We start from the raw sequence: 24,243 nt of genomic DNA, 5'->3' as shown, positions 1-24,243 counted from the left end.
TATGCCCATTATAGTAAACCTTGACGTGATGATGGCTAAACGAAAAATGTCATTAACAGAGCTTAGCGAAAAAGTAGGCATTACCATGGCTAACCTTTCTATCCTGAAAACCGGTAAGGCCAAGGCGGTAAGGCTGGAAACCCTCGAAGCCATTTGCAGAATATTGAATTGCCAGCCGGGAGATATCTTAGAGTACCGGGACGAATAAATACGGATTGGAATTGTCTATCTTTACGCTATGTCTGCCATCCTGCATATTTTAAACGGCGATGCTACGGCCGCCGGTTTTAACACTTCTGGTATTGAAGGCGACGCCATTATCTGGCGCGAAGTATTTTCTGAAGGGCCGCTCAGTGCTGCCATTGATGCGGAGTTTTGGAATACCCGTGCGCAGTGGATCAGTGAAACCTTTCACACAACGCCGGATGAATACCGTGCAAATGTATTAGGCCAGTTGGAAAAGCTGGGCAATCCGTATACAGAAATAAACCTTTGGTTTGAGTTTGATCTGCATTGCCAGGTGAACCTGTTAGGTGTAATGCAATTGCTAAGCCGCCAGATAGACCTGGATGAACCGGTTATATCGCTCATCTGCCCGGATAACTATCCCGGTGTAGAAGACTTTCGCGGGATGGGGCAATTGACTGGCGACCAGCTGGAGGATTTGTATGAGAGCCGGGTGCAATTATCCGAATATGATTTTAAGCTGGCAGCTGAAGCCTGGGATGTTTATGTGAAGCAGGAAGGGCCGGCATTGCAGCAATTTATACAAAGCATAGGCTTCTGGGGGAATATGCACATGCTGAAACCGGCGCTGGAGGCGCATTTAAAACGCTTGCAAAAGAATGAGAACGGCCTTAACCACATCCAGCAAACGCTAAAGGATATTTATGATAGCGGCGTTACGGAAAGGGCAGAGATATACAAACAATTCTGGGCGAAAGAGAAGATATATGGTATGGGCGATAGCGAACTGGACGCCTACCTGCAATCCATAGGAATATAAAAAAAGCGCACTGTAAGGTGCGCTCTTGGCTTTTATGGTTGGCCACCGCCGCCTGCTGCACCGTATACCTGCCCAGTGGCATAGCTGGCATCTGATGCAGCTAATTGTACATAAATAGAGGCCAGTTCTACCGGTTGCCCGGGCCTACCCATTGGTGTTTGCCCACCAAAGTTCTTCAGTTTCTCCTGTGTCGCTCCGCCGCTTACTTGTAAAGGCGTCCAGATAGGGCCAGGGGCTACACCATTTACCCGGATACCTTTAGGGCCCAGTTGCTTCGCCAATGATTTTACATAGTTCATGGTTGCCGCTTTTGTTTGCGCGTAATCGTACAGATCTGGTGAAGGATCATAAGCCTGTTCAGAGGTGGTACCGATGATGACTGAACCCGGTTGCAAATGCGGCAAGGCGGCTTTGATAATCCAGAACGGTGCATAAATGTTGGTTTTCATGGTGGCATCGAAATCCTCGGTGGTGATATCCAGGATAGATTGCTTTGACTGCTGTCGGCCTGCATTGCTGACAATAATATCCAATCCACCCAATCCTTTTACGGCGTCTGCTACCAGTTTCTGGCAAAAAGCTTCGCTTCGAAGATCGCCGGGGATAGCTACCGCTTTGCGTCCTTCGGCTTTAATCAATTCCACGACTTCACGGGCATCCGGTTCCTCGGTTGGATAGTAGTTGATCGCTACGTCTGCCCCTTCACGTGCATAGGCAATAGCGGCCGCACGGCCCATCCCGGAGTCGCCGCCGGTGATCAGCGCTTTTCGTCCGGCTAATCGTCCTGAACCTTTATAACTGGTCTCGCCATGGTCTGGCCTTGGATTCATTTTACTGGCTAAACCCGGCCATGGCTGTAATTGCCCCTGGAATGGTGGTTTAGGATATTTAGATGTAGGGTCTGATAGTCTTTGCGGCTCGAAGGCGTTTTCCGTCGGTGCTGCATTTGCAGGGAATACCGGTGCCACCGTGGCTGCTGCCAGGCCCGCACCTAACCCGCCAATTACCTGGCGGCGGGTCAATTTATCTTTTTCATTCATGGCGATGTATAATTGTTTATTGAAGTAACCTGTTGTTGTACAATAGGTTTTTAATTAAAAAGAAAAAGTATATTCTTTAATGCTATTGAAAAGCTCCCATCCTGAGGTTCAATGGTATTTGGCAACTCTCTTAATGATTTAAAAGATTTAACCTGTGTGGATATAAAGCAAATCTATGTAACAATAAATTTAACTCTTGCGTAAAATATGACACCCTAATGATTTGAACGCATGAAGAAAAGATTGTTGCTTTTTACACTTGCGGTGCTGCTATTTGCCGCTTGTAAAAAGGATGACCTGCAGACAGCCCCCGTTGATGGCGTCACCCCAGCTACCATCGCTGTGACAGCTAATATTGCTGATACCGCAACCGTACCCTCTGGTTTACCAAAGCGATTGGGCTTCGGTACTGATGGCGACCCCGACCGCAGCAGCGAGTTTATACAGGAAGGCGATTATGAATACCAATACCTGGCTGGGGATATTTTTAGCAACGGTTGGAGAACCTGGAACTACCCCGACGGTGAATTCGGGCGTAAGATCCTAAACCAGGCCACTAAGGCCGGCAAGATCCCCGTGTTTAGCTATTATAACATCGTGCCTGCGAAAAACCGTTATGAAGACCCGGGTTTTACCAACCTGAACGATACGCAGGTGATGAACAAATATTTCGATGATTTTAAATTCCTGCTGCAATTATGCAAGGCCTACGGTAAAACGGTAATTATCCATTACGAACCAGATCTGTTCGGGTATTTCCAGATGTTTAAAAACGACCCCTCAAAAGGCACTGTTAAAGTAAGCGCAAGCAATAATGCCGAGGTGAAGGGTTTTACCAATGATGCAAAAGGACTGGCGAAAGCTATCGTAAGCTTACGTGATAAGTATGCACCAAACGTATTGCTGGCCTGGCACGCTTCGCCCTGGGCGACAGCGCACGATCTGATCCGCGATAAAATGGACCCCGAGCAAACGGCTGCCGCAACGGCCGCTTACTATAAATCTTTAGACGCAAATTTCGACCTTATCTTTTCTGAATTTTCAGACAGGGATTCCGGTTATGATCTGCTGGTGAAAGGCATCCTCAATTCAAGCTGGACCACGCAAGCTGCATCCGGTACTACCATGAGCGATTTCGACAGGTTTCATCGCTTCCTTAAAGCATTGCATTTAAGTACAGGCAAAAAAATAATGCTTTGGCAAATTCCGATGGGCAACAGCATTACCAAAACTTGTAACAACACGCTCGGTCATTACCAGGATAACCGCGCAGAATATTTTTTACAGCCGGTGTTGCAAAGCGGTAACCAGGAGAAGTTAACGCAGTATACACAGGCGGGCGTAGTAGCATTTCTTTTTGGCAAGGGTAATAATGATTGCACCAGCTTTATGGATGCCCGCCGCGACGGCGTAACAGCAGCTAACGAAACCGCTGATGACGATGGTGGCTTTCTACGTAAATCTATTAAGGCTTACTATCAGCACGGGGCGATATCCCTCAGGTAAAAGCAGCTTCCGCATGAAGTCGCTATTGTAACATTTCTGACGACACATGGCTGTCCGACTATAACTGGTTAAACCTTGTGCGATAAAAAGTATCAGATATGTGTAATTAGTTAATTAAAACAATAGGGATATGAAGAAGCTAATTTTTGTTTTCGGAATGATAGCAGTAGTAATGTTAACCAGTGTTAACGTTCATGCGCAAAATAGACCAATGAGTTCACAAGCTAAAGGCGCAATTATAGGCGGTGCCGGTGGTGCTTTGCTGGGCGCTTTAGTTGGTAAGGATGTAAAAAGTACTTTGATAGGTGCAGCAATTGGTGCCGGTGGCGGTTATATTATCGGTAACGAGCACCAAAAGAACCAGGACCGCAGGGCAGCCGCTTATCGTGCCGGGTACCGCAACGGTTATTATACCAACAACCGTCAGGAAAGCGCTTACCGTACCAGGTATTATAATACCCGCAATACACAGCACCGTTATTATGATAACCGCTATGTTAGCAATTACCGCAGAGGTTACTAAACTGTTTATTTATAAAAGGATTGATTTCTAAGTTACCGTAACAGCCCCTGGTGAAAACCAGGGGCTGTTGTGTTTTAATAATATTGCCAGTATATTCACGATTGAAACCAATTATTTCAATCCTTAATGACCGATAACCGAACACTGGCTACAAAGCCGCACTATGCCATATTGGATGGCCTTCGCGGCGTTGCCGCCTTAATGGTGGTTATTTTCCACATCTGCGAACCCCATGCACCAGACCATCTCGATCTGATCATCAACCACGGCTACCTGGCAGTCGATTTCTTTTTCCTGCTTTCGGGGTTTGTGATCGGTTATGCGTATGACGACCGCTGGACTAAGCTGACTATCGGCGGCTTTTTCAGGAGGCGTCTGGAGCGGTTGCAACCGATGGTAATTATGGGGATGATCATCGGGGCGATCTGTTTCTACTTCGGCGATTCAAAAGCGTTTCCGCTCATCCATACCATCCCGATGTGGCGCATGCTGGTGGTAATGTTGATCGGATTTACACTTATCCCGGTACCCATTTCTATGGATATCCGCGGATGGCAGGAAATGCACCCGCTGGATGGGCCCGGATGGTCGTTATTCTTTGAGTATATTGCAAATATTCTTTACGCGCTGGGGTTAAGGAAACTGCCTAAATGGGCGTTGACTTTATTAGTGGTAATCTCTGCAGGCGCGTTGGTAAATCACCTTGTATTGGGAAAATACGGCGATGTGATCGGTGGCTGGTCGTTAAATGAAGAGCAGCTTAAAATAGGTTTTACCCGCATGATGTTCCCCTTTTTTGGTGGTTTATTATTGTTCAGGGTTGCTAAACCTACGCATATCAAAAATTCATTTTTATGGTGCAGCGTGTTGCTGGTCGCAATTTTGTGTATGCCGCGTTTGGGCGGGGCAGAAAAACTCTGGCTGAACGGTTTGTATGAATCTGTTGTAATCATCGCTCTTTTTCCGCTCATCGTGTATATGGGTGCCAGTGGCACGGTAAAAACCGGGCGCGAAGCTAAGATCTGTAAATTTCTGGGCGATATTTCTTACCCCATTTACATTACACACTATGCGTTTATTTATGTCTATACAGGTTGGGTAAGCAACCATCCGGGCGTAGGCTTTACTACTGCGTTGCCCTGGGCTTTGCTGGTTTTCTTCGGTTCTATTACCGTGGCTTACGCCTGTTTAAAGCTATATGACGAGCCGGTAAGGGCCTGGCTAAAGAGAAAGGTGGCGTAACTGGCGTTAAAGGTATCAGCGGTAAAATTGGTGTTGCACTGAGTTTGAGGGATCAGTTATAGTGATCTGATGAATTTATCACTGTACGCTAACGGGCGTGCGTTCGTTCGCTTTTGATACACTTAGTTATTTCGATTTAATGTAATCGACTGTAAATCTGTTTGTTGTTGTTTTGGAACAGCCTTTTCTGTAGTTGAGGCAATTACCACAATTAACATTTGCCGTATGATACGCAACTACATCAAAATAGCTTTTCGCAACATGGCCAGGCACAAAGGTTATTTTGCCATTAATGTGTTTGGACTGGCGATAGGTTTGGCCGTATGCCTAATGATCAGCCTGTTTGTGATCGATGAATTAAGCTACGACAAGTACAACGTTAATGCTGATCGCATTTACCGTGTCAACAGCTTTATCAGGATCAACGGGAGCGGCGAAGTATCACGGGATTCCCCGGCGCCACTTGCAGGTAAATTGATGAGCGATTACCCGGATGTGGAGCAGGTTACCCGGATCACTAACGGCGGAAATATGCTGGTATTAAAAGGAAATGAAACCTTTGTAGAACCAAACGCTTTTTTCGCCGATCCGAATATTTTTAAGGTTTTCTCTTTGCACCTGATCAACGGTGATGCTAAAACTGCCTTAAACCAGCCGAATACCATGATCATATCGGCTTCAGTTGCTCAAAAATATTTCAAAAGCACCGATGTGACCGGTAAAACGTTAAAAGTTGATAACACTACTTTTTACAAGATAACAGGCGTAATTGAAGACATGCCTGCTACTTCACACGTCCACTTTAACTTTCTGAAGACGACGGTAGGCATACCTGAAAGCACTTCCGACTTTTGGCTGAATAATAACTTTGCCACTTACGTACTGCTTCGCCCCGGGGTAATCGGCGAGAAATTAAATGGTTACCTGAAAACCATGGCCCATAAGTACGCCGAACCCCAGTTGGTGAATATTGCGCATAGTTCTTTTGCAGATCTGGAAAAAAACGGTGGCGCGTTTACCTACAGTTCTATTCCTTTAACAAAAATTCACTTATATTCTAATGCTACGGACGAGGCAGAGCCCTCTGGTGATGTGCGTTATGTATATATTTTCAGCATCATAGGCATCATCATTATTGCTATTGCCTGTGTTAATTTTACCAATCTGTCTACCGCCCGTTCTTCTGGCCGTGCAAAAGAGGTTGGGGTAAGAAAAGTACTGGGTTCGGATAAGTACAGCCTGATCGCCCAGTTCCTTACCGAGTCTGTAATTACCAGCCTGATCGCTTTGGTAATTGCCGTATCCATTTCTGTTTTATGCCTGCCTTATTTGAACCAGTTAGCCGGAAAGAACATTACGATTGGCTCGTTTAATAATATCGGTCTCTTCGCGGCAGCGCTGGCAATCGCTATCATCACGGGCATATTGGCAGGCCTTTACCCTGCGTTCTTTTTGTCGGCTTTCGAGCCTATACAGGTGTTAAAAGGCAGGCTATCCGCCGGGTTTAAAGGCAGCTGGCTTCGAAACAGCCTGGTGGTATTTCAGTTCACAGCCGCAATTGTATTGATTGTTTGCACCATGGTGATCTACAACCAGCTCAACTATATCCGCAATAAAGATTTAGGTTATAACCGCGAGCAGATGGTAGTAATTAAGAATGCGTATGCGTTAGGCAGCCATGCGAAAGCATTTAAACAAGAAGTGTTACAAATACCTGGTGTGGTAGCGGGTGCGCGTTCCGGGGCCTTGCCTACTTCAAACGCAAATGACTATAATCATAATGCTTTTTCAAAAGATGCATCCATGAATGCCGCCGGGGCCATGGTATTTACAGATTGGATCATCGATTCTGATTTTATACCGGCAATGGGCATGAAAATGGCCTCCGGGCGAAACTTTTCGCGCTATATGCCCACAGATTCGAGCGGGGTATTGATTAATGAAACAGCCGCAAGCCTGTTAGGATATAAAAATCCCTTACAGCAGAAATTGTACGATTATGATAATAAAGCCGGAGCTGTTCCCCACCAGGTTATCGGTGTGGTGAAAGATTTCAACGTTGGTTCTTTAAGGGAAAAGCCAGCGCCAATGGTTATGCGTTTGGCCAATGGCGGAGACCGGTTTGTGTTTAAGATCAAGTCGGCAGATGTGCACGGAGTGATGAAGCAGATTGAAGCTACCTATCACGCAATGGATAGCAAAATGGCCGGGCAACCGTTTTTATACTCTTTCCTTGATGACGATTTTAATAAGATCTATCAATCAGACCAGCGCACCGGAAAGTTGTTCGTCATCTTTGCCTTCTTTACCATCCTGATCGCCTGCCTTGGTTTGTTCGGCCTGATTACTTACGCCGCTGAACAGCGTAACAAAGAGATCGGTATCCGTAAAGTTTTGGGTGCTACGGTGGCTAATATCACTACGCTGCTTTCAGTAGATTTCGTAAAACTGGTATTAATTTCGACTGTGATTGCCAGCCCGATAGCCTGGTTTGCCATGCACCGGTGGCTACAGGGATTTGCATACCGGGTGGACATCAGCGGGTGGACCTTTGTACTGGCTGCGCTTACCGCTTTAGTTATTGCCCTATCCACCGTAAGTTTCCAGGCAATAAAGGCGGCGTTGGTAAACCCGGTTAAAAGCTTAAGGAGCGAGTAAATGGGGCGACATTTATTAAACTTCTTTAAAGACGATTATGCCTTTTGAAAATTCAAAGGGCTTTTCGTTTTGATGATGGGTTTAAGGTGACTTGTGCTTATATTTGATTAATTTTAGTGCTTAAATCTGTCACATGTCAATTAAGCATAATCTACCCTGGACCGAATCGCCGTTTTTTGAACAAGAATTAGCTGCTTCCGGGTTAAGTGATCAAGACAAAGAATTTGTAAAAAACTTCGCTACTAATGGCTATGTGATTTTTGATCCGCAATTAGATGATGTCGTTATTGAGGGGATAAAAAATGAACTGGTAGAGGCGCATCAGAAATACGCGGAAAAGAACAAAAAGGTACATTTTTCGCCGCACCGTATACAGGATGCCTGGCAGTTTAATGAGCATGTAAAACAGGTGGCCGTCCATCAACCCATACTTGATAAGCTGGAGCTGCTCTACCGCCGCAGACCTATCCCGTTTCAAACTCTGAATTTCGATCGCGGAACGCAGCAGAAAACTCATTCTGATATGATCCACTTCAGTTCTATACCGGAACGTTTTATGTGTGGTGTATGGGTAGCGTTGGAAGACGTGACCGAAGATAACGGCCCGCTGCACTACTATCCGGGAAGCCATAAACTGCCTTTTTACGATATGGCCGACATGGGCGTAAAAGCGTCGGACAGCCTAAAGATGAAGAACGGCTATATGAATTATAACGACTATTATGAAACCTTTATAGAAGAGGTGACTAAAGGCTTGGGCCTTCAAAAAGAGAAGCTGCTGATTAAAAAAGGCCAGGCCTTGATCTGGGCAGCGAATTTGTTGCACGGCGGTGAAGTAATTAACAAAGCGGGGACGACACGCCATAGCCAGGTATCGCATTATTACTTTGAAAACTGTACCTATTATACGCCGCTGTTTACTGATATGCTGCTGAAGAAGATCTTCTTACGCGATATCGTCGACATTGCTACCGGCCAGCATGTGCCGAACAAATACCTTGGCGATGTGGTCAATACATCTAATCCGCTAAAAAGACGGTTAGCCAAAATGATGCCTGCCCGTTTGCTGCGGTTGTACAAGTCTATTAAGGGGTAAGTCGAGCGAAACCTTCCTGCTAAAAAGCAGCAGGCTGCCAGCCGTCAGCACCGCTAAGGATATTTTTTACATTGTATGCTTTGGCTTCGTCATCTGTTAACTGCCTGCTCCAGCTAACTCTTGCCGCCGCACTCGCCCCCGGCCCTTTACTGTTGTATTCGGCAAAACGTGCTGTTTTTTCATTAGCTGCATTGTGCCAATTATCCCAGCCTTCGCTTTTGATCTGTTTATCCAAAAAGCAATTGAGGTAGGTTACGGCAGCATATGGCCGCCACGGGCGGCCGAGGTAAAAGCTTTGTTCTTCAGCATTGCCGGTGATGCGGCATTTATTAAAAATGTACCCATAAGGAACGTTTTGCGGGGTAGATGCAGCGGTAACATAGCCGCTTCGGATCAGGTGGATGTTACATCTTTCGAACCAGGCAATGGCAGCACCGAAGATAAAATCGACAGTACCTTCGATGTAGCAATCTTCAAAATACTCGCGCAAGCCCGCGCCGAAGGTATACAGCGTATCCTGAAAACCCAGGAAACGGCAGTTTTTAAACCGGTTACGGTCGCCGCCCACCCATACTGCAACAGCCTGTCCGGCGGATATCCCTGCAGTGTTTTGAAAGGTGAGATTTAGCGCGGTGAAATTATTGGCGTAGATAAAAAAACTTGCCGAGCCAGACGTACCTATTGCCTTGCCGGTGCTGTCTTTACGCTCATGGTAATCATCATAAGTAAGGATGGTTCTATCGCGGTCTTCACCGATCATGGTCACTTTTATTTTCGAAGCCTGAAGTCTCAGCTTCTCTTTATAGATGCCCTTTTTAATAAAGATAGTGGTGGGTGTTGCACTGCTATCTTTTACGGCATCGAGCGCTTGCTGAACAGTTTTAAAATCACCGGTTCCGTCTGCGGCGACTATGATCTTTCTGCCCTGGCCTAAAGCAAACTGCCAGAAGAAGCAAGCCAGAATTAATAGTAAGCGTTTCATTTCATAACCGGTTTATTACGTGCAATGTGTGAATCTAAATCCGGTAAAATCTTTACCAAATCTGCCAGTACCAGTTCGGCCATCCGGCGGGCGCCCAATTCGTTAAAGTGGGTGTCATCCTGTTTACCGTCTGGATAATTTGGGTGTTCGCCGGGAGCCAGGTGGTTAAATAGCAGAACAGACTTTTCCGGTCCGAGTTCCCTAAGCAAATTCTGGCTCTGCTGATCAAGGTCTATCAATAAAACATTGTTTGCCTTGGCGACATCGCGCACGTATTGGGAATACTCCGGATGCGAAGGTTTTAGCTTTCCATCCTGGTCAAAAGTGCGGCGTGCTACCGGTGTGATCAGTACCGGGACAGCTTTTTTCTGCCTGGCGGTATTCACAAATTCAAGCAGGTATTTTTTATAGTCTTCTGGCGTAGTATAGCTTTTCTTGGTGGGAACCTCGTCATTATGGCCAAACTGGATGAGCAGGTAATCGCCTGGTTTCATGCCTTCGGCGACGGGCTTCCACAAACCCTCTTCTACAAAAGTGCGTGTGCTGCGCCCGTTCCTCGCCCGGTTATCAATCGTAATCGTCGAATCGAAGAAATTAGCGAAAGGCATTCCCCAGCCTGTTTCGGGGTAAGCCTTTTTCTCCTTGACAGACATGGTGGAATCGCCGATCATATAAATAGTTGCCTTTGAAGGGGCAAGTGTAAACGCTAATGCAAATGCAGCTGCCAGTAACAGGCAACCGGTGATCAATTTTTTGTTCATATCACATCTTTAACCAAACTGTTCAGGTAAACTTCCAGGTTGGTGTATTGCTTGTCTAAATTGTAACCTGCGGCGTCAGCACTGTTGGCCGGGTTCAGTCCGTGTTGTTTTTCCCAATCGTCTGGTATGCCGTCCTGGTCCTGATCGGCAGGGGTGGGCAGCGTTTTCAATTCCGGCCATCCGCCTACGTCTTTTTGTGAATCAATGATGCCGTCATGATCGCTGCCTTCAGTTGGTTTTCCACTCACTACATCCTTCAGAATCCGTAGATCCACCTCATCGCGATGCAGGTTAGCCCCAGCTTTTTGCAGTACAGACTGGTATGCATCAGCAGCATTTTGTGTAGCTATATTTACAACAGGCAGGGGAGCGTCAATTTTCGCGGCGGCTACTGATGCCCCTTTTTCGCCCTGCGCGCCAAGCCAGTTATCGCTTGTGATTTTTGCATTCCCTGCTAAAATATTCCCGTTGATATAATATTGGCCCAGCGGCATCCAGGGGTTAACAATACGGTTATACGTTTTAACCGTAGCGGGCCCTGCTTTGTAGTAGTTATTCACCATATTATACCTGCCGCGCTCACCGCCATAGGTACTGTTACTTCCCCAGTTGAAGATGACATTGTTAACAAAATCTACCAGTTCGTCCGGCTTGTTAGGCACGGTCTCAGAACCGCTGAAGCGTGGGTTGCGGCTGGTATGGCTGGCCAACAAATTATGATGAAATGTAGCGCCTTCGCCGCCCCAGATCCCGCCATAGCCGTGCGGACCTTTTGGGTGGAACGAATTTTCCAGGCTTTCTGCTATGATACACCATTGCATGGTAAAATTACGGTTCCAGTAAAAAGAGGCTGTTTCATCAATAGACCAGCTCATGGAACAGTGGTCGATGATGATATGATGGTGCCCTTTACCGTTAAAGGAATCATCCGGATGTTTGCGCTCATCACCCATCCGGAAACGCATAAAACGAACGATCACATTATCTGCATCTACCGTGGTGGTATAGTTTTTCAGGCAAATGCCATCGCCCGGGGCAGACTGCCCCGCGATCGTTAGGTCGCCGTTTTTGATCACCAGTGGGCTTTCCAGTGCGATAGTACCAGATAGGGCAAAAACAATCGTTCTCGGTCCCTTTTGTTTGATCCCCTCCCTGAGGCTACCCGGACCGGCATCATTCAGATTGGTAACCATATAAACTCTTCCCCCACGGCCCCCGCTGGTAAATTTTCCGAAGCCTTCTGCCCCCGGAAATGCCAGAACAGAGTCTTTGCTTAAAGCATCCGCCTGATGGTACAATAGGGCGGATAACAGCATAAAGACAAATCTTTTCATTGGTATAAAATTAGGAAAGGCTACCCGGATACAGGTAGCCTTTTGAAAGGATTAATAGTTTAATAACCAAAATTTTGAGTTAGCAACGGATTGGCATCTATTGAAGGCTGCGGTATTGGCAACACCTCGCTATGGCCTGGCTTGAAATATTGCGCCACGCTTGTAATGTAAGTGGTGGTGAGTGAACTTACCCAGTTAACCCTTGTATAACCTGTTGGTACTGTTGACGGTGATGGCGCATAAAGCGAACTGCCATAATTGATGGTCTGCTGCGCGTTCTGGTACGTCATGGTTTGCGGCAGGTTGTTATATGGTGCCTGCTTGTTAAACATGGCGGTAAGGTTGGCGCGTGTAGCGGTTAAGGTTGAGTTGAACAAGTTCCAGCGGATCAGGTCGAACTTACGGATACCTTCGCCACCAAATTCAAACAAACGTTCATTTGCAAGTGCGGTAAAAAATCCTGTCTTGTCTGTCGGGATGGTGCCGATTTTGGTTGCATCGCCGTTAAAGCCACGCAAACGAACCTCGCGCAATGCTGAGATTGCCGCAGCAGAAGGGCCGCTGTTCAGTTCGTTATCAGCTTCTGCATACATCAGCAGCACGTCTGCGAAACGAAGGATAGGCCAGTTAATGCCGAAGTATTGCGACGCAGAGTTAACCGGAATAGATGGATTGGTGATCCAGTCGCGGCGGAACTTTCCGCTAGGCAGGCCGATTAAACGCTGCAAGGTTTTCGTACCATCAAAATTGAAGAAGTAAGGGCAGATGGTCACATCGCGGCGTACATCGTTCTGGTCGAACGCATAAAAATAGGTAGGCACCGCAGTAATGCTGGAATTACCTAAGCTGGTGCTGCCGTTCACGCTGCGCGGGCCGTCATAGTAACCCAGTTTGCTGTCGGCTATGCCGGAACCACCGGCCATAGCAACTTCAAACATAATTTCACCCGTAGGGTCAAGCGTATGCGCATCCACATAGTTCTTAAATAAGTTTTGGAAGCTGCTGTTCAGGGTATGCTGGTCACGGCGCTGAAGCAGGTCGTTACATTCATCACGGGTGATCTGGTAATATTTCTGATAGTCTGAAGTGCGGTCTACCTGGCCGGTGCTGGTGTTTAGCAGGTAACCACCCCTGAATAGCGCAATACGAGCGCGTAGGCCTTTAACCGCACCTTTGGTAATCCGCTCGTCACGTACCACTTCTGTCCTCCACGGCACCAGGCTTTCTGCAGTTAATAGGTCGTTCAGGATACGGTCATAAATCACTTTTTGGTCTGTCCGGGTAATATTAAGCGTAGGCTGGTCGGCAGATGGTTCCCATTGTGCAGGTACATCTCCCCAGTTGCGCATCAGTTCAAAATAAAACTGGGCACGTAGTGTGAGCGCTTCCCCGTATAGTCTTTTCAAAGCGGCCTGGTCGCTCGCGCTGCCACTGGTATAAGCTGCCATTTGCGGGATATACTTGATACAGATATTAGCGCGCTCTATCCCGGTGTACAGGTTTTCAAACGGTGCTTCTATTTGTGCGTTTTGCGCGGTAGCCTGGTAACGTGCAATATCGCGGCGGTCGTTATCCGGCGAGGCGTTACTGGCAGGGCCTACAAAGTCGTCGGCATCCACGGTATAATACATACTAAGGCGGATACCGTAGCCAGAGTCGCCGGCTAAACGAGCGTATATGCCCAGAACAGCGCTTGTTGCGGTATTAACGTTGGAGAAGGCTGCTTCTGTAGAAAATGCAGAGACAGGCTGTTCATCCAGATACTTTTTACACGAATTTAAAAGGGTTAGCATCACAGTACACAATAACCCTAAAATGCTATATCTAAATTTTTTCATGACTTTTAATTATAAGCTAAGATTTACACCAAACAGATAGGTACGGCTGCGCGGATACGCAGAATAGTCTACGCCGGGCGTTACCGGGGTACCGCGGCGTGCGTTTACGTCCGGATCGTAACCGGTATAAGGGGTTATCAGCCCCAGGTTGTTGCCGGTAGCATAAACCCTTAGTTTGCTTACTTTAATTCTTTTCAGGAATTCGCCCCTGAACGTGTAGCCTAATGTGATGTTGTTCAACCGCAGGAATGAGGCATTTTCTACCGCAGAAGAAGTAGGGTAGAAGGCTGCACTACCCGTAACCGGTATAGAATATTTAGCGTTTGCATTTAGCGCAGCTAACTGATCCGGCGCGATACCTGTTACCACCCCATTTGTTACGCGTTGTACCAGGTTGCCACTTCCGTCGATAGTTTTCCAGCGATCAGCTACCTGGGCCAGTAAGTTGGTGTTGGTAGTGTAACCGTTGGTGAATTCAATTTTATTGGCGTTTAGTACCTGACCTTTTAACTGGAAGTTCACGAACACGCTCAGGTCGATCCCTTTGTAGGTGAACTGTTGGTTCAAACCGCCGGTGATCTTGGGGATGGTATGGCCGATCACAGTTTTATCAGCATCGGTAATTACACCATCGCCATTTACGTCTTTAAACTTCACTAAACCAGGTTGGGCAACACCAATTACTTTTGAGGGATCAACTACGCCCGGTTTTAAGGTATAGGTTTGGGTGGCGGCATTATAATTAAAGTCGTCAACTTTATAGAACCCGTCGCTTACGTAACCCCATACACTACCCACAGGCTGGCCCACTTTTACAATGAAATCTGCCGGTTGGCCGGATACACCCCAGCCAGAACCTTGTAAGTAAGAAGTTTGTCCCGGTGCCAATGCCAGTACCTTGTTCTCGTTATAAGACACGTTGAAGTTGGTTGTCCAGGTGAATGATTTTTTCTGGATAATGGTAGCATTTAACTGAACTTCGGCACCCTGATTTTGCGTTTTACCAACGTTACGTAATTGGGTGGCGTAACCAGAACTGGTCGCTACCGGTACGTTGATCAGCAGGTCATTGGTGGTGTTACGGTAAGCATCAAGAGAAACCTGTATACGGTTGTTCAGGATGCCAAAGTCTACACCGACGTTTTTAGAAACGGTAGTTTCCCATTTCAGGTTAGGGTTAGGCAGGTAATTCGGAACAAAACCTACCGCAGTAGTACTTTCATTTAAACCGTAAAAGCTATTGGCACTGAAAGCAGGGGTGAACAAGTAATCTGCGATACGGTTATTACCCGATGTACCGTAGCTTAAGCGAAGTTTTAGATCTGAAATGGCTTTCACGTTTTTCATGAAGCTTTCGTCTGAAACACGCCAGGCAAATGATCCGGAAGGGAAGTAACCCCATTGTTTACCGGGTGCAAATTTAGACGAACCGTCTGCACGCAGGGTAAAGGTAAAATAGTACTTCTTATCCAGCGTATAGTTACCACGGCCAAAGAAGGATAACAAATGGCTGGTAGCGTAGGTGTTTTGCGGGTAAGAAGGTACAATGGTACCTAAATTCAACTGGTTAAGCGCCGTAACCGGGTCTATACCGATAGGGAATAGCTTAAACTGGTTGTTTAGTGATTCGGTATGGTAGTTATAAAATTCGTTACCGATCAGTACATTGATGTCGTGGTGTTTTGACTTAGCGGCAGCATTGTTAAAAGTGATCACGTTAGACAAGTCCATCGTGTTGATACTGGTATTTAGCGTACCTGCTAAAGGCTGTCCGTTACCATTAATCCGCGCATTGGCCGTGTACACATCGTCGAAGCTGTTCTGCTTTTGATTGGTGAAATCAAACCCGAGGGTTGATTTGAAAGAGAAATATTTGTTGATGGTATAATTGATGTACCCGTTTAAGTTGGTAACAGTCTGGTAGTTTTTTCGGTACTGCGAATTGGCGTTCAAAATAGGGCTTAATACACCTAAGTTGTTACCGGCAGCGTTCGTTTCGTCCAGATAGGCCTGGTCTATCACATCATCTGCCGCACCGTTAAGGTTGAACGGACGATATTTTACGGCGTTGCGCAGGTTGTTATAGGTGGAACCGCTGGCATTTGAAGTACCTGCACCGTTTACTACCTGCGAATTATAGCGGGCGTTGAAGCCTACCTTAAATTTATCTGAAACGTTATGATCGAAACGGAAGTTGAGCAGGTTACGCACATAGTCTGAATTTAACACCGTTCCCTCGTGCTGGTCATTGGTGTAGCTAAGGTTAAATTGGGTTGTTCTGGTACCGCCGTTGATGCTGATATTATGCTGTTGCTGGAGTGCCTGGCGTCCAAGGGCTTTCTTTTGCCAGTCTACAAACGGTACGCTTTTGAACCTTGATAAAGAATCGAAGCTGCGACCGTAATTTTTAATGTACTGGGTGCTGTCTGTACTCGGGCTGAAGCGGTTACGCTCGTACTGGTAAACTACGAAATCATAAGGGTTCAACACTTTTAATTCGCGGGCAAGATTACTAACACCCACATATCCGTTGTAGTTTACGGTGGTCTTTTGTTCATGGCCGCCTTTGGTGGTAATAATTACCACGCCATTTGCACCACGTGCACCGTAGATAGAGGTGGAAGCTGCATCTTTCAACACGTCGATTGACTCAATATCCTGGGGCGAAATACTGTTCAAACCGTTTTCTACCTGCACCCCATCGATGATGTACAGCGGAGAGTTATCCTGCGTGATGGAACCGCCGCCACGTACGCGGATCTTAATGTCAGCATCTGGCGAACCTTCTGACGAGGTTACCTGCACACCTGCTAAACGCCCTTGTAAGGCCTGACCCGCAGAAGCAACCGGGATATCGCGCAGTTGCTTTGCAGTAACAGATGATACCGAACCGGTAAGGTCACGACGTTTTACGGTGGCGAAACCCACCGCCACAACTTCGTTCAATTGTTGTGCATCGCCCTGTAGCTTGATATTCACCTGCGATTGGTTACCGCTGACATTTACCTCTTTGGCTTTATAGCCCAGGTAGCGGATAACGAGTGTGGTGTTACCTTCAGGTACGCTGAGTTTAAACCGTCCGCTAATGTCGGTCTGCGTACCGCGGGTAGTGCCCTTAATCAGCACACTGGCCCCTACGATAGGGTCGTTAGTTTCCTGATCTATGATCTGGCCGGTGATTTGCCGGGTTTGCGCCCAAGCTACTTTTGAGAGCAGCATCAGGATGCAAACTTTAAGTAAAGATTTAATCATAATCTGATATATTGGTTGTTAATTGGCTAACAGCAAAAGCTTCCCGGCAGCAATGGGCAAAGCGCGGCCAGTGCAGTCAGATGTGCTTTTTAAAAAAAATTCAGTAATTGTAAAGTTTATATTGGTAATCCAGATTTTGAGCGATTAAACTGCTATTCTGATATAGTAAAGGCCAAAATCTTTTAGCAAGATTAAAGAGCTGTGTTGAATAAAAAAAGGATATGGGCAATAAAAACTATGCAATCGTTTCCGGGAACGTTTCCAAAATTGCGTGTCGGAATATGGAATGCCTTTTTGTTGTGTTTATGAAGTGATTAGCTTTATTTAATCCGGTCAATAGAGGAAATGATCGATAGCTTAGTGTATTGAGTGGTAAAGTAAAATTGAGAAAACGAGCCAGCCCCAATTCAAAAGATAGTTGGAAAAAAGCCAAGCAAGCGATTGACAAAAATCAGCTGTACTGCGGTGTAGTCTACTTTGTCTTAAACCCGGCAAAGTGGTAGACACACTCCACCTCACTTGTCTGGCTAATGTTTAATCAGAACATTTTTTGGCGATGCAATTTTCCCTGTAACTTATGTTTTAGATGATTTATAATAGGCATGTGAGCTTCCCACTGTCCAATTGGGACACGCAGATTGTTAATGTAAAACTCTGGTTCAGCATCGCCGTTGGAAACCCATTTATAAGCGTTCCGATTATCATGGTAGGTAACTGAGTTTATGGCACCGGCCTGATCAAAAATATTTTCGCTGGCAGTAAGGCTTTTACTAATTGCTTGGTTATCGCCTTGCGGAGTTTTCCAATGGGTATTTGCAAAGAAGTAAATGAGCAACAGCAGAACTGCGGCCGTGGCGCTCGCCTTAACAATAATAGCACCGTTCAATGACGAACGGCGAGGCAAGTGACGCGATACTTCTGTAATTGTTCCACTGCATAGGTAGCCCTTTTTGGGAACGGTCTGTATGATCTTTTTGTTGGTGTCCTGTAGCGCTTTTCGCAATGCAGATATAGCCTGTGTAAGTCCTTCGTCTCCACCGCCATAGTTTTGCCAAACTTTTTCAACAAGTTCTTCCCGCAAAACTGTCCGGCCTGCGTTTGCCGTTAAAATACATAGCACTTGCATTAAACGGGTTTCGAGCCGGTTATTCGTCCCTGTATGTTTATCGGTGATCAGGTTTGTAGCAGGGTCGACCAGAAAGCGTTCATTTAAGATAAAACGTTGCTCCATACCCAAATATCACAAATTCTTCAGCTTTTCTAAAGCTTTTCTATAGCTGGGTTCGATTATGTGGCTCTTAGGTTTGCACCATGAAAAAATTAGTGTTAGCCATTTTAATCGCTGCCGTTCAGCAGCATCTGTTTGCCCAGAAGTTAGCGAGCAGGATAGATAGTATGTTCGGTCAGAAAAACTACTTCAATGGTTGTATCCTGGTTGCAGATCATGGTAAGATCATCTATCACAAGGCGTTTGGATATGCAGATGTAATGGCAGGTAAATCCCTTGATACTAACGCTCAATTTCAAACCGCATCTGTTTCTAAAGTATTTACATCCGCAGCAATTCTCCAGTTAGTTGAACGCAAAAAACTGAAGCTGAATGATCCGGTAAAAAGATATCTAAATGAATTCCCTTATCCTGAAATTACGATCCGGCATTTATTAACGCATACATCGGGGTTACCGGACGTGGAGATCTATGATACCCTGCTTGGCAGTGATCAGGAAAGGATCATTAAAAATACAGACCTTATACCGGCTTTACAGCTGTCCAAAAAGCCATTACACTTTATACCCGGAACTAAGTTTGACTATTGCAATACCGGTTATCAACTGTTAGCCTTGCTGGTAGAAAAGATCAGCGGTCGAACCTTTTCTGATTACCTTCAAAGAAATATCTTCAAGCCGGCGCACATGTATCATTCCTACCTGAGAGCAGGCCTCCAGGAACTTCCGGTAAAAAATCAAACGATATGGCCAATGTATACGGTGGTTCCCCGTGATGTTGATAGTATTGCTGCTGAACGGAAACAGCCCTTTGAAAAACAACTCTATTACGATACGCACACGATGGGCGCTACTTATGGTGACCAGAACATCATTTCGACCACCGGCGACATGTTGCGCTTTGAAAAGGCGCTGATCTCAGGGAAGCTATTCAACCGCAGCCTATTGAACGAAGCCATTGCCCCATTGACATTGAACGATGGCCGGTGTTATACAGAGAATAACCAGGCTTTGGGCGGTGATGGGAGCGCTTACGGGTTTGGCTGGGAGACTCATATTGCTGGCAATGACACCATAATCGGGCATTCGGGCTATAATCGCGGCATTTATGTTCAATATTATATCGACCTGAGAAATGATCGTACCATTATACTGTTCGACAATACCGAAGGGGCGTCATTCCTTCAAAAATTTTTGAATGTGTTGTGTGTTCTAAAGGGGCAACCTGTGAAAAAGGTTGATCTCCGGTCGTCGGCAGTACGCCTGTATGGACACGATTTGCTGACCGGAAATTCTGAGATGGCGCTTATTCATTTAAACAAAATGAGGCTCGATACGGCAAATTACCGATTCACGCCGCAACAAATGAATCAACTGGGATATGATTTCATGAGGTCTGGGCTTATTGATAAAGCAATGGAAACATTCAAGATCAATCTGCTACTTTTTCCACAAGATTTTAACCGCTATGACAGTTATGGAGACGCTTTACTTGCCGCCGGTAAGAAGGCAGATGCACTTGCCATGTATCAGCAAGCGCTCTCACTCAATCCTGGTGCTATAGAAATAAGAAAAAAAATTAATAGGTTACGATGAAGCAAATAGCGGCTTTTTAGTTTAAAGATTCATTTGTATTGTAAGCAGAATCTTTTCTGCCAGCCCCAGCTTTTAAAATCTGAAGCTACGCCACCGGGAGCGAGAAACTGAATTCTGATCCATGACCAAGATCGCTTGTTACCCAGATCCTGCCGTTATGCCGTTCAACAATTTCTGCACTCAGGTAAAGGCCGATGCCAAAACCGGCAACATGCTGGTGGTTACCGGCCCGGTAGTAGCGGTCGAACAATTTTTCCTGGTCGACCTGCTTTATGCCGATCCCATGGTCTTTGATAGAAACAATCACTTCACCATCAGCGCATTTGCAAGATACTTGTATCGGGGCGTTATTTGGCGAATACTTGATAGCGTTGCCCAAAAGGTTAGATAATACCGAGCCGATTTTATCACGGTCTGCAGTGATCATCATTTCGCCGACGGAGTTGAAAGTGATTTCGTGCGACGTCATGTATGATTCTGTTTCTTCGATCATTTCACGTACCAGTTGACTCACTTCGAACGGTTCTTTGTTCAGCTGGATCTTGCCCGATTCGAGCCGCGAAACATTAAGAAAACCATTGATCATGGTGGTCATTTTTCTAAACTGGTTGGTCATTTTGTCCAGTTTATCTTTAGCAAAACTATCGCTGGTTTTGCGGGCATGCATCTGCAATAGTTGAGCGTACCCATTAAGTGAGGTAAGCGGTGTTTTAAGTTCATGACTTACCATGCCTATAAAATCGTTCTTGCGTAATTCGTCTTCTCTACGCTCTGTGATGTCCAGTATGGTGCCGATAACAAATTTTACCTCTCCGTTTTCGTCTAATTCAACCTTGCCGGTGGTATTCAGCCATTTGCGTTTTCCACCGTCAACGGGCTGCACCTGGTAGTCTTCTGAAAAGCCGCCTTTATTTTCTACAGCCTTGGCGATGGCCTGGTAAACACGTTCCCGGTGTTCTGGTATTACCACTTCAAGCGTTTCATGGAAAGATAGTTTTGTACCGAACGGGATGCCGTGGATCAGCCGGGCGCGATCAGAAACAATTAATTCATCGGTGCCCCAATCTGTTCGCCAGATACCCATACCGGCAGCATCCATCGCGAGGTTAAGGGTGTCATTCGCTTTGGCAAGAGCCGCATTGGCTTGCTCCAGTTCTTTGCTGGCCATTACAGTACCTGTAACATCTGCGGCAACGGCCATTAGTCCGGTAGCCTGGCCGTTTTCGTCTTTCAGGCATTCGATCGTCAGGTTGATATACAGCGTCTTGATCTGGTTGCCGTGGATAAAATCAACCGGGATATCCTGCGAAACAAAATGCTCGCCGGTTTGCAGTACCTTATCCATAACGTCTTTAAATCCCTGCGTTTCCAGCTCGGGGAGCGCGGTGAATAAGCTGGTGCCAATCACCTGTTCAGCTATTTTCCCCCAATAGCCCAGCATACGGTCGTTCGCCAATTCTACCACATGATCTGCACCGCGGTAAATGGCTATGGCAACTGGTGCTTCGCGCAGCACACGTCGCAATTGATATTCGGCATGCCCCCGCACTTTGATGATCTTGATCTGTGCGCGTACCTTAGTGAGCAACTCTGCCGCAGAGAAAGGTTTTACCAGGTAATCATCTGCACCGGCTTCCAGGCCATCTATACGTGCCTCTTCACCCGCACGGGCAGAAAGGAAGATAACCGGCAGGGTGCTGGTTTCCGGTTCGTTACGCAAAACGCGTAGCATCGCCTTGCCGTCCATTACCGGCATCATTACATCGCTTAGTATCAGATCTTGACGGGTAGATTTAATGATTTGCAATGCTTCTGCGCCATTTTTGGCGGTAGTGATGGTAAAGTAGGGGTCTAACAACCGCTTCAGATAAGCGCGCATATCGCCGTTATCATCTACAATCAGCACATGGGTATCTTTATCTTCAGAAATGTCCCGGTGGCCGGATACATCGCCCGTTTCGGTAATAACAGCTTGCGGAGCGATGTTTTTGCCTTCATCCTGAAGTAAGCTAAAAGCCTCCTGTATAAATGCGCCCTTCAGTGCCGAAGAGTCTGTTTCTTTAGCAGTATCCAGCACATGCTCTTGCGGCAGGTGGTGTTTGCCGACCGGAATTTGCACCGTAAAGGTACTTCCTTCGCCTTCCACACTATCAACAGTGATCTGCCCGCCGTGTAAATGCACCAGTTCATGCACCAGTGATAAACCGATACCCGTGCCTTCGTGCGTACGACCGGCAGAGTTTTCTACACGGTGGAAACGTTCGAACATGTGTGGTAGTTCTTTTTCAGGGATACCAACACCGGTATCGCTTACCTTCAATACTACCGACCGGCCTACCTGCGCAAGGCTGATGGTGATTGAACCTTCAAGGGTATATTTAAACGCGTTAGAAAGCAGATTCAATACAATTTTTTCCCACATCTGCCGGTCAACGTACACTTCATCCTTATGTGGGTGGCAGTCTACGTTCAGCTTCATGCCTGCTTTTTCGATAATGGAACGGAAACTGCTGGCCAGATCGACAGTAGATTCACAAAGGTTTACCTGCTGATAAGCAGCCTGGGCACGGCCGGCCTCTACGCGGCTATAATCTAATAAATTGTTTACCAGTTTCAGCAATCGCAGGGCGTTCCGATGCGTAGCATCTACCGACGAGCGGCTTTCCTGATCTAAATTATTTTTGCTTAACAGATCTTCCAGTGGCCCCAGCATCAGCGTAAGCGGTGTGCGGAACTCGTGACTTACGTTGCTGAAAAATGCTGTCTTTGAACGGTCAATCGCGGCGAGGGCTTCGGCTCGCTTTTGTTCCTGTTCATAGGCATAAACATTGGAGATTGCCGTATTGAAGGTATTCCCCAACAGGTTATAAAAGTTGCTGTAATCGGTATCCAGGGCACGGCAGGCGCTAACCCCGGCGATAATAAAACCGAATAATTCTTCCTGACCGCTTAACCGCAAAGGTACCAGCATGGCGGTAGAGGGGCTGATATCGTACGGCTGGCAAGTAAATTCGCCGAAACGGCTCCCCAGGTCGGTAACTTCCTGAATCATACCGTCCTGAAGCAGTGCCTGTACCGGCCAGGCGGTATCAGCCTTAATATCAATAGTATCTGGAACCATTAACGTACCGGCTTCCAAACCGGCATGATTGATCAGGTTGGCTATACCCTGCTGGTGATCAATCTCATAAAGCATCAGGAACGGGATGTCCAATACATAGTCCTGGTACTTTTCAGCCGTAACGCGGCCAATTTCCGCAAGCGATTTTACTTTGCTGATGGATTCGCCCAAGTCGCGAAGTACCTGGGTACGCCTGGCGCTCAGCATTTTTACCGTGGTTTCGGTAATGGGGTGGAAAATTCCGCCTACCCCGCCAGATTCATCACGGATCGGGGCGAAGGAAAAAGTCATCCATGATTCTTCCAGGTAACCATAACGGTCAAGGAACATGCGCTGATCGCTGATATAAGTACCTTCGCCCTGCTCGCCACGGGCAAAGGCATCGCCCACCACCGGCAATGCCGTTTCCCAGCAGATACGAAAGTTCTGGCCCATTGATTCTGGGTGTTTGGCCCCGCATATCGGCCGGTAACTATCGTTGTAGATCTGGATGGTTTCTGGCCCCCAGGCAATCAGTATTGGAAAGGTTGATGATAAACAAAGACTGACAGAGGTGCGCAAACTTTGCGGCCAATTTTCTACCGGCCCTAATGCTGTTTTCGACCAATCCATCGCACGGATCAGTTTGCCCATTTCGCCACCACCGGATAAAAATTGCTCAGTACTTTCAAGGATCATATCGGCGTAAATATACAGCTTAACATCGCAACGCTAACATTAGCACTACACGGGGGAAGAACCCTGTACACCCCTTGCCGATTAAATCCTCTGCCTGGTAAAGTACCTTCCCTGTTACAATATAAAGATTTTCGCGCCTGATGTGCTAATGGCAAGTGATTATAACGACAGATTGGCTTTCTTGTTTGCCCGGTAAATCATGTCAAATACAACGGCAGGTTGTTATTGTTTTAAATGGCCTTCAATTATTGCCTTTTATAAGTCTGCCTTTGCAATGGCGTTTCATCACCTATCCTCCTTTAGCATTACTCCAATTTTGAAATTACCTAACAGTAAATAGACATTGTTCACAAAAACTTAACATTTTAATAAAACTTTTTTTT

General features: G+C 46.4%; 16 protein-coding genes. 8 read left to right on the top strand and 8 right to left on the bottom strand.

Going from position 1 to position 24,243, the window contains the following annotated elements; genetic code table 11:
* Position 1 precedes the first annotated feature (1 nt).
* Together MUY27_RS14095 and MUY27_RS14090 are read left to right on the top strand one after the other, a co-directional pair.
* The gene (locus MUY27_RS14095; protein ID WP_245130805.1) at positions 2-208 is read left to right on the top strand and encodes a helix-turn-helix domain-containing protein; all 207 of its coding nucleotides are present in this window, start codon (positions 2-4) and stop codon (positions 206-208) included.
* A 30-nt stretch (positions 209-238) separates the two neighbouring features.
* Complete coding sequence (locus MUY27_RS14090) at positions 239-1,006, top strand: DUF1835 domain-containing protein (protein ID WP_245130802.1); 768 nt, start codon at positions 239-241, stop codon at positions 1,004-1,006.
* A 32-nt stretch (positions 1,007-1,038) separates the two neighbouring features.
* On the opposite strand, the gene MUY27_RS14085 is transcribed toward MUY27_RS14090, so the two are convergent.
* Positions 1,039-2,046: an SDR family oxidoreductase gene (locus MUY27_RS14085; RefSeq protein ID WP_245130798.1), complete on the bottom strand. Its 1,008-nt coding sequence runs from the start codon at positions 2,044-2,046 to the stop codon at positions 1,039-1,041.
* 231 nt (positions 2,047-2,277) lie between these two features.
* Here MUY27_RS14085 and MUY27_RS14080 point away from each other — a divergent pair, with 231 nt between their 5' ends.
* The 5 genes from MUY27_RS14080 (at position 2,278) to MUY27_RS14060 (ending at position 9,071) form a co-directional block, all read left to right on the top strand.
* Positions 2,278-3,552, top strand: a complete 1,275-nt coding sequence (locus MUY27_RS14080) for a hypothetical protein (RefSeq protein ID WP_245130795.1) — start codon at positions 2,278-2,280, stop codon at positions 3,550-3,552.
* A gap of 130 nt (positions 3,553-3,682) precedes the next feature.
* Positions 3,683-4,075, top strand: a complete 393-nt coding sequence (locus MUY27_RS14075) for a YMGG-like glycine zipper-containing protein (RefSeq protein WP_245130793.1) — start codon at positions 3,683-3,685, stop codon at positions 4,073-4,075.
* Positions 4,076-4,201: 126 nt separating this feature from the next.
* Entirely contained in the window at positions 4,202-5,317 is a 1,116-nt protein-coding gene (locus MUY27_RS14070) for an acyltransferase family protein (RefSeq protein ID WP_245130791.1), read from the top strand.
* Positions 5,318-5,542: 225 nt separating this feature from the next.
* Positions 5,543-7,975, top strand: coding sequence for an ABC transporter permease (locus MUY27_RS14065; RefSeq protein ID WP_245130789.1), 2,433 nt, complete (start codon positions 5,543-5,545; stop codon positions 7,973-7,975).
* A gap of 133 nt (positions 7,976-8,108) precedes the next feature.
* A complete protein-coding gene (locus MUY27_RS14060) occupies positions 8,109-9,071 on the top strand; it encodes a phytanoyl-CoA dioxygenase family protein (protein ID WP_245130787.1) in 963 nt (320 codons plus the stop codon).
* A 19-nt stretch (positions 9,072-9,090) separates the two neighbouring features.
* Here the strand turns inward: MUY27_RS14060 and MUY27_RS14055 are convergent, their stop codons facing one another.
* The 6 genes from MUY27_RS14055 to MUY27_RS14030 form a co-directional block, all read right to left on the bottom strand.
* Positions 9,091-10,053 carry a pectinesterase family protein gene (locus MUY27_RS14055; protein ID WP_245130784.1) on the bottom strand — a complete coding sequence of 321 codons (963 nt, stop codon included), beginning with the start codon at positions 10,051-10,053 and terminating at the stop codon, positions 9,091-9,093.
* Complete coding sequence (locus tag MUY27_RS14050; protein ID WP_245130783.1) at positions 10,050-10,814, bottom strand: rhamnogalacturonan acetylesterase; 765 nt, start codon at positions 10,812-10,814, stop codon at positions 10,050-10,052. Before MUY27_RS14050 ends, MUY27_RS14055 begins: the two co-directional genes overlap by 4 nt.
* Positions 10,811-12,148 carry a pectate lyase family protein gene (locus MUY27_RS14045; protein WP_245130781.1) on the bottom strand — a complete coding sequence of 446 codons (1,338 nt, stop codon included), beginning with the start codon at positions 12,146-12,148 and terminating at the stop codon, positions 10,811-10,813. The genes MUY27_RS14050 and MUY27_RS14045 overlap by 4 nt, the downstream gene beginning before the upstream one ends.
* Before the next feature lie 59 nt (positions 12,149-12,207).
* Complete coding sequence (locus tag MUY27_RS14040) at positions 12,208-13,986, bottom strand: RagB/SusD family nutrient uptake outer membrane protein (RefSeq protein ID WP_245130778.1); 1,779 nt, start codon at positions 13,984-13,986, stop codon at positions 12,208-12,210.
* A gap of 9 nt (positions 13,987-13,995) precedes the next feature.
* Positions 13,996-17,238 carry a SusC/RagA family TonB-linked outer membrane protein gene (locus MUY27_RS14035; RefSeq protein ID WP_245130776.1) on the bottom strand — a complete coding sequence of 1,081 codons (3,243 nt, stop codon included), beginning with the start codon at positions 17,236-17,238 and terminating at the stop codon, positions 13,996-13,998.
* Positions 17,239-17,776: 538 nt separating this feature from the next.
* Positions 17,777-18,469 (bottom strand): winged helix-turn-helix domain-containing protein, encoded by a 693-nt coding sequence (locus MUY27_RS14030; protein WP_245130774.1) that lies wholly within the window; start codon positions 18,467-18,469, stop codon positions 17,777-17,779.
* 80 nt (positions 18,470-18,549) lie between these two features.
* On the opposite strand from MUY27_RS14030, the gene MUY27_RS14025 reads away from it, so the two are divergent.
* Positions 18,550-20,061: a serine hydrolase domain-containing protein gene (locus MUY27_RS14025; RefSeq protein WP_245130771.1), complete on the top strand. Its 1,512-nt coding sequence runs from the start codon at positions 18,550-18,552 to the stop codon at positions 20,059-20,061.
* An 85-nt stretch (positions 20,062-20,146) separates the two neighbouring features.
* On the opposite strand, the gene MUY27_RS14020 is transcribed toward MUY27_RS14025, so the two are convergent.
* Positions 20,147-23,860, bottom strand: a complete 3,714-nt coding sequence (locus MUY27_RS14020; protein ID WP_245130769.1) for an ATP-binding protein — start codon at positions 23,858-23,860, stop codon at positions 20,147-20,149.
* Positions 23,861-24,243 lie beyond the last annotated feature (383 nt).

Origin of the sequence: Mucilaginibacter straminoryzae, from assembly GCF_022953055.1 — a bacterium.
Taxonomy (GTDB): domain Bacteria; phylum Bacteroidota; class Bacteroidia; order Sphingobacteriales; family Sphingobacteriaceae; genus Mucilaginibacter; species Mucilaginibacter straminoryzae.
The sequence above is the reverse complement of the archived record's forward strand: the minus strand, read 5'-3'. Positions and strand labels throughout refer to the sequence as shown.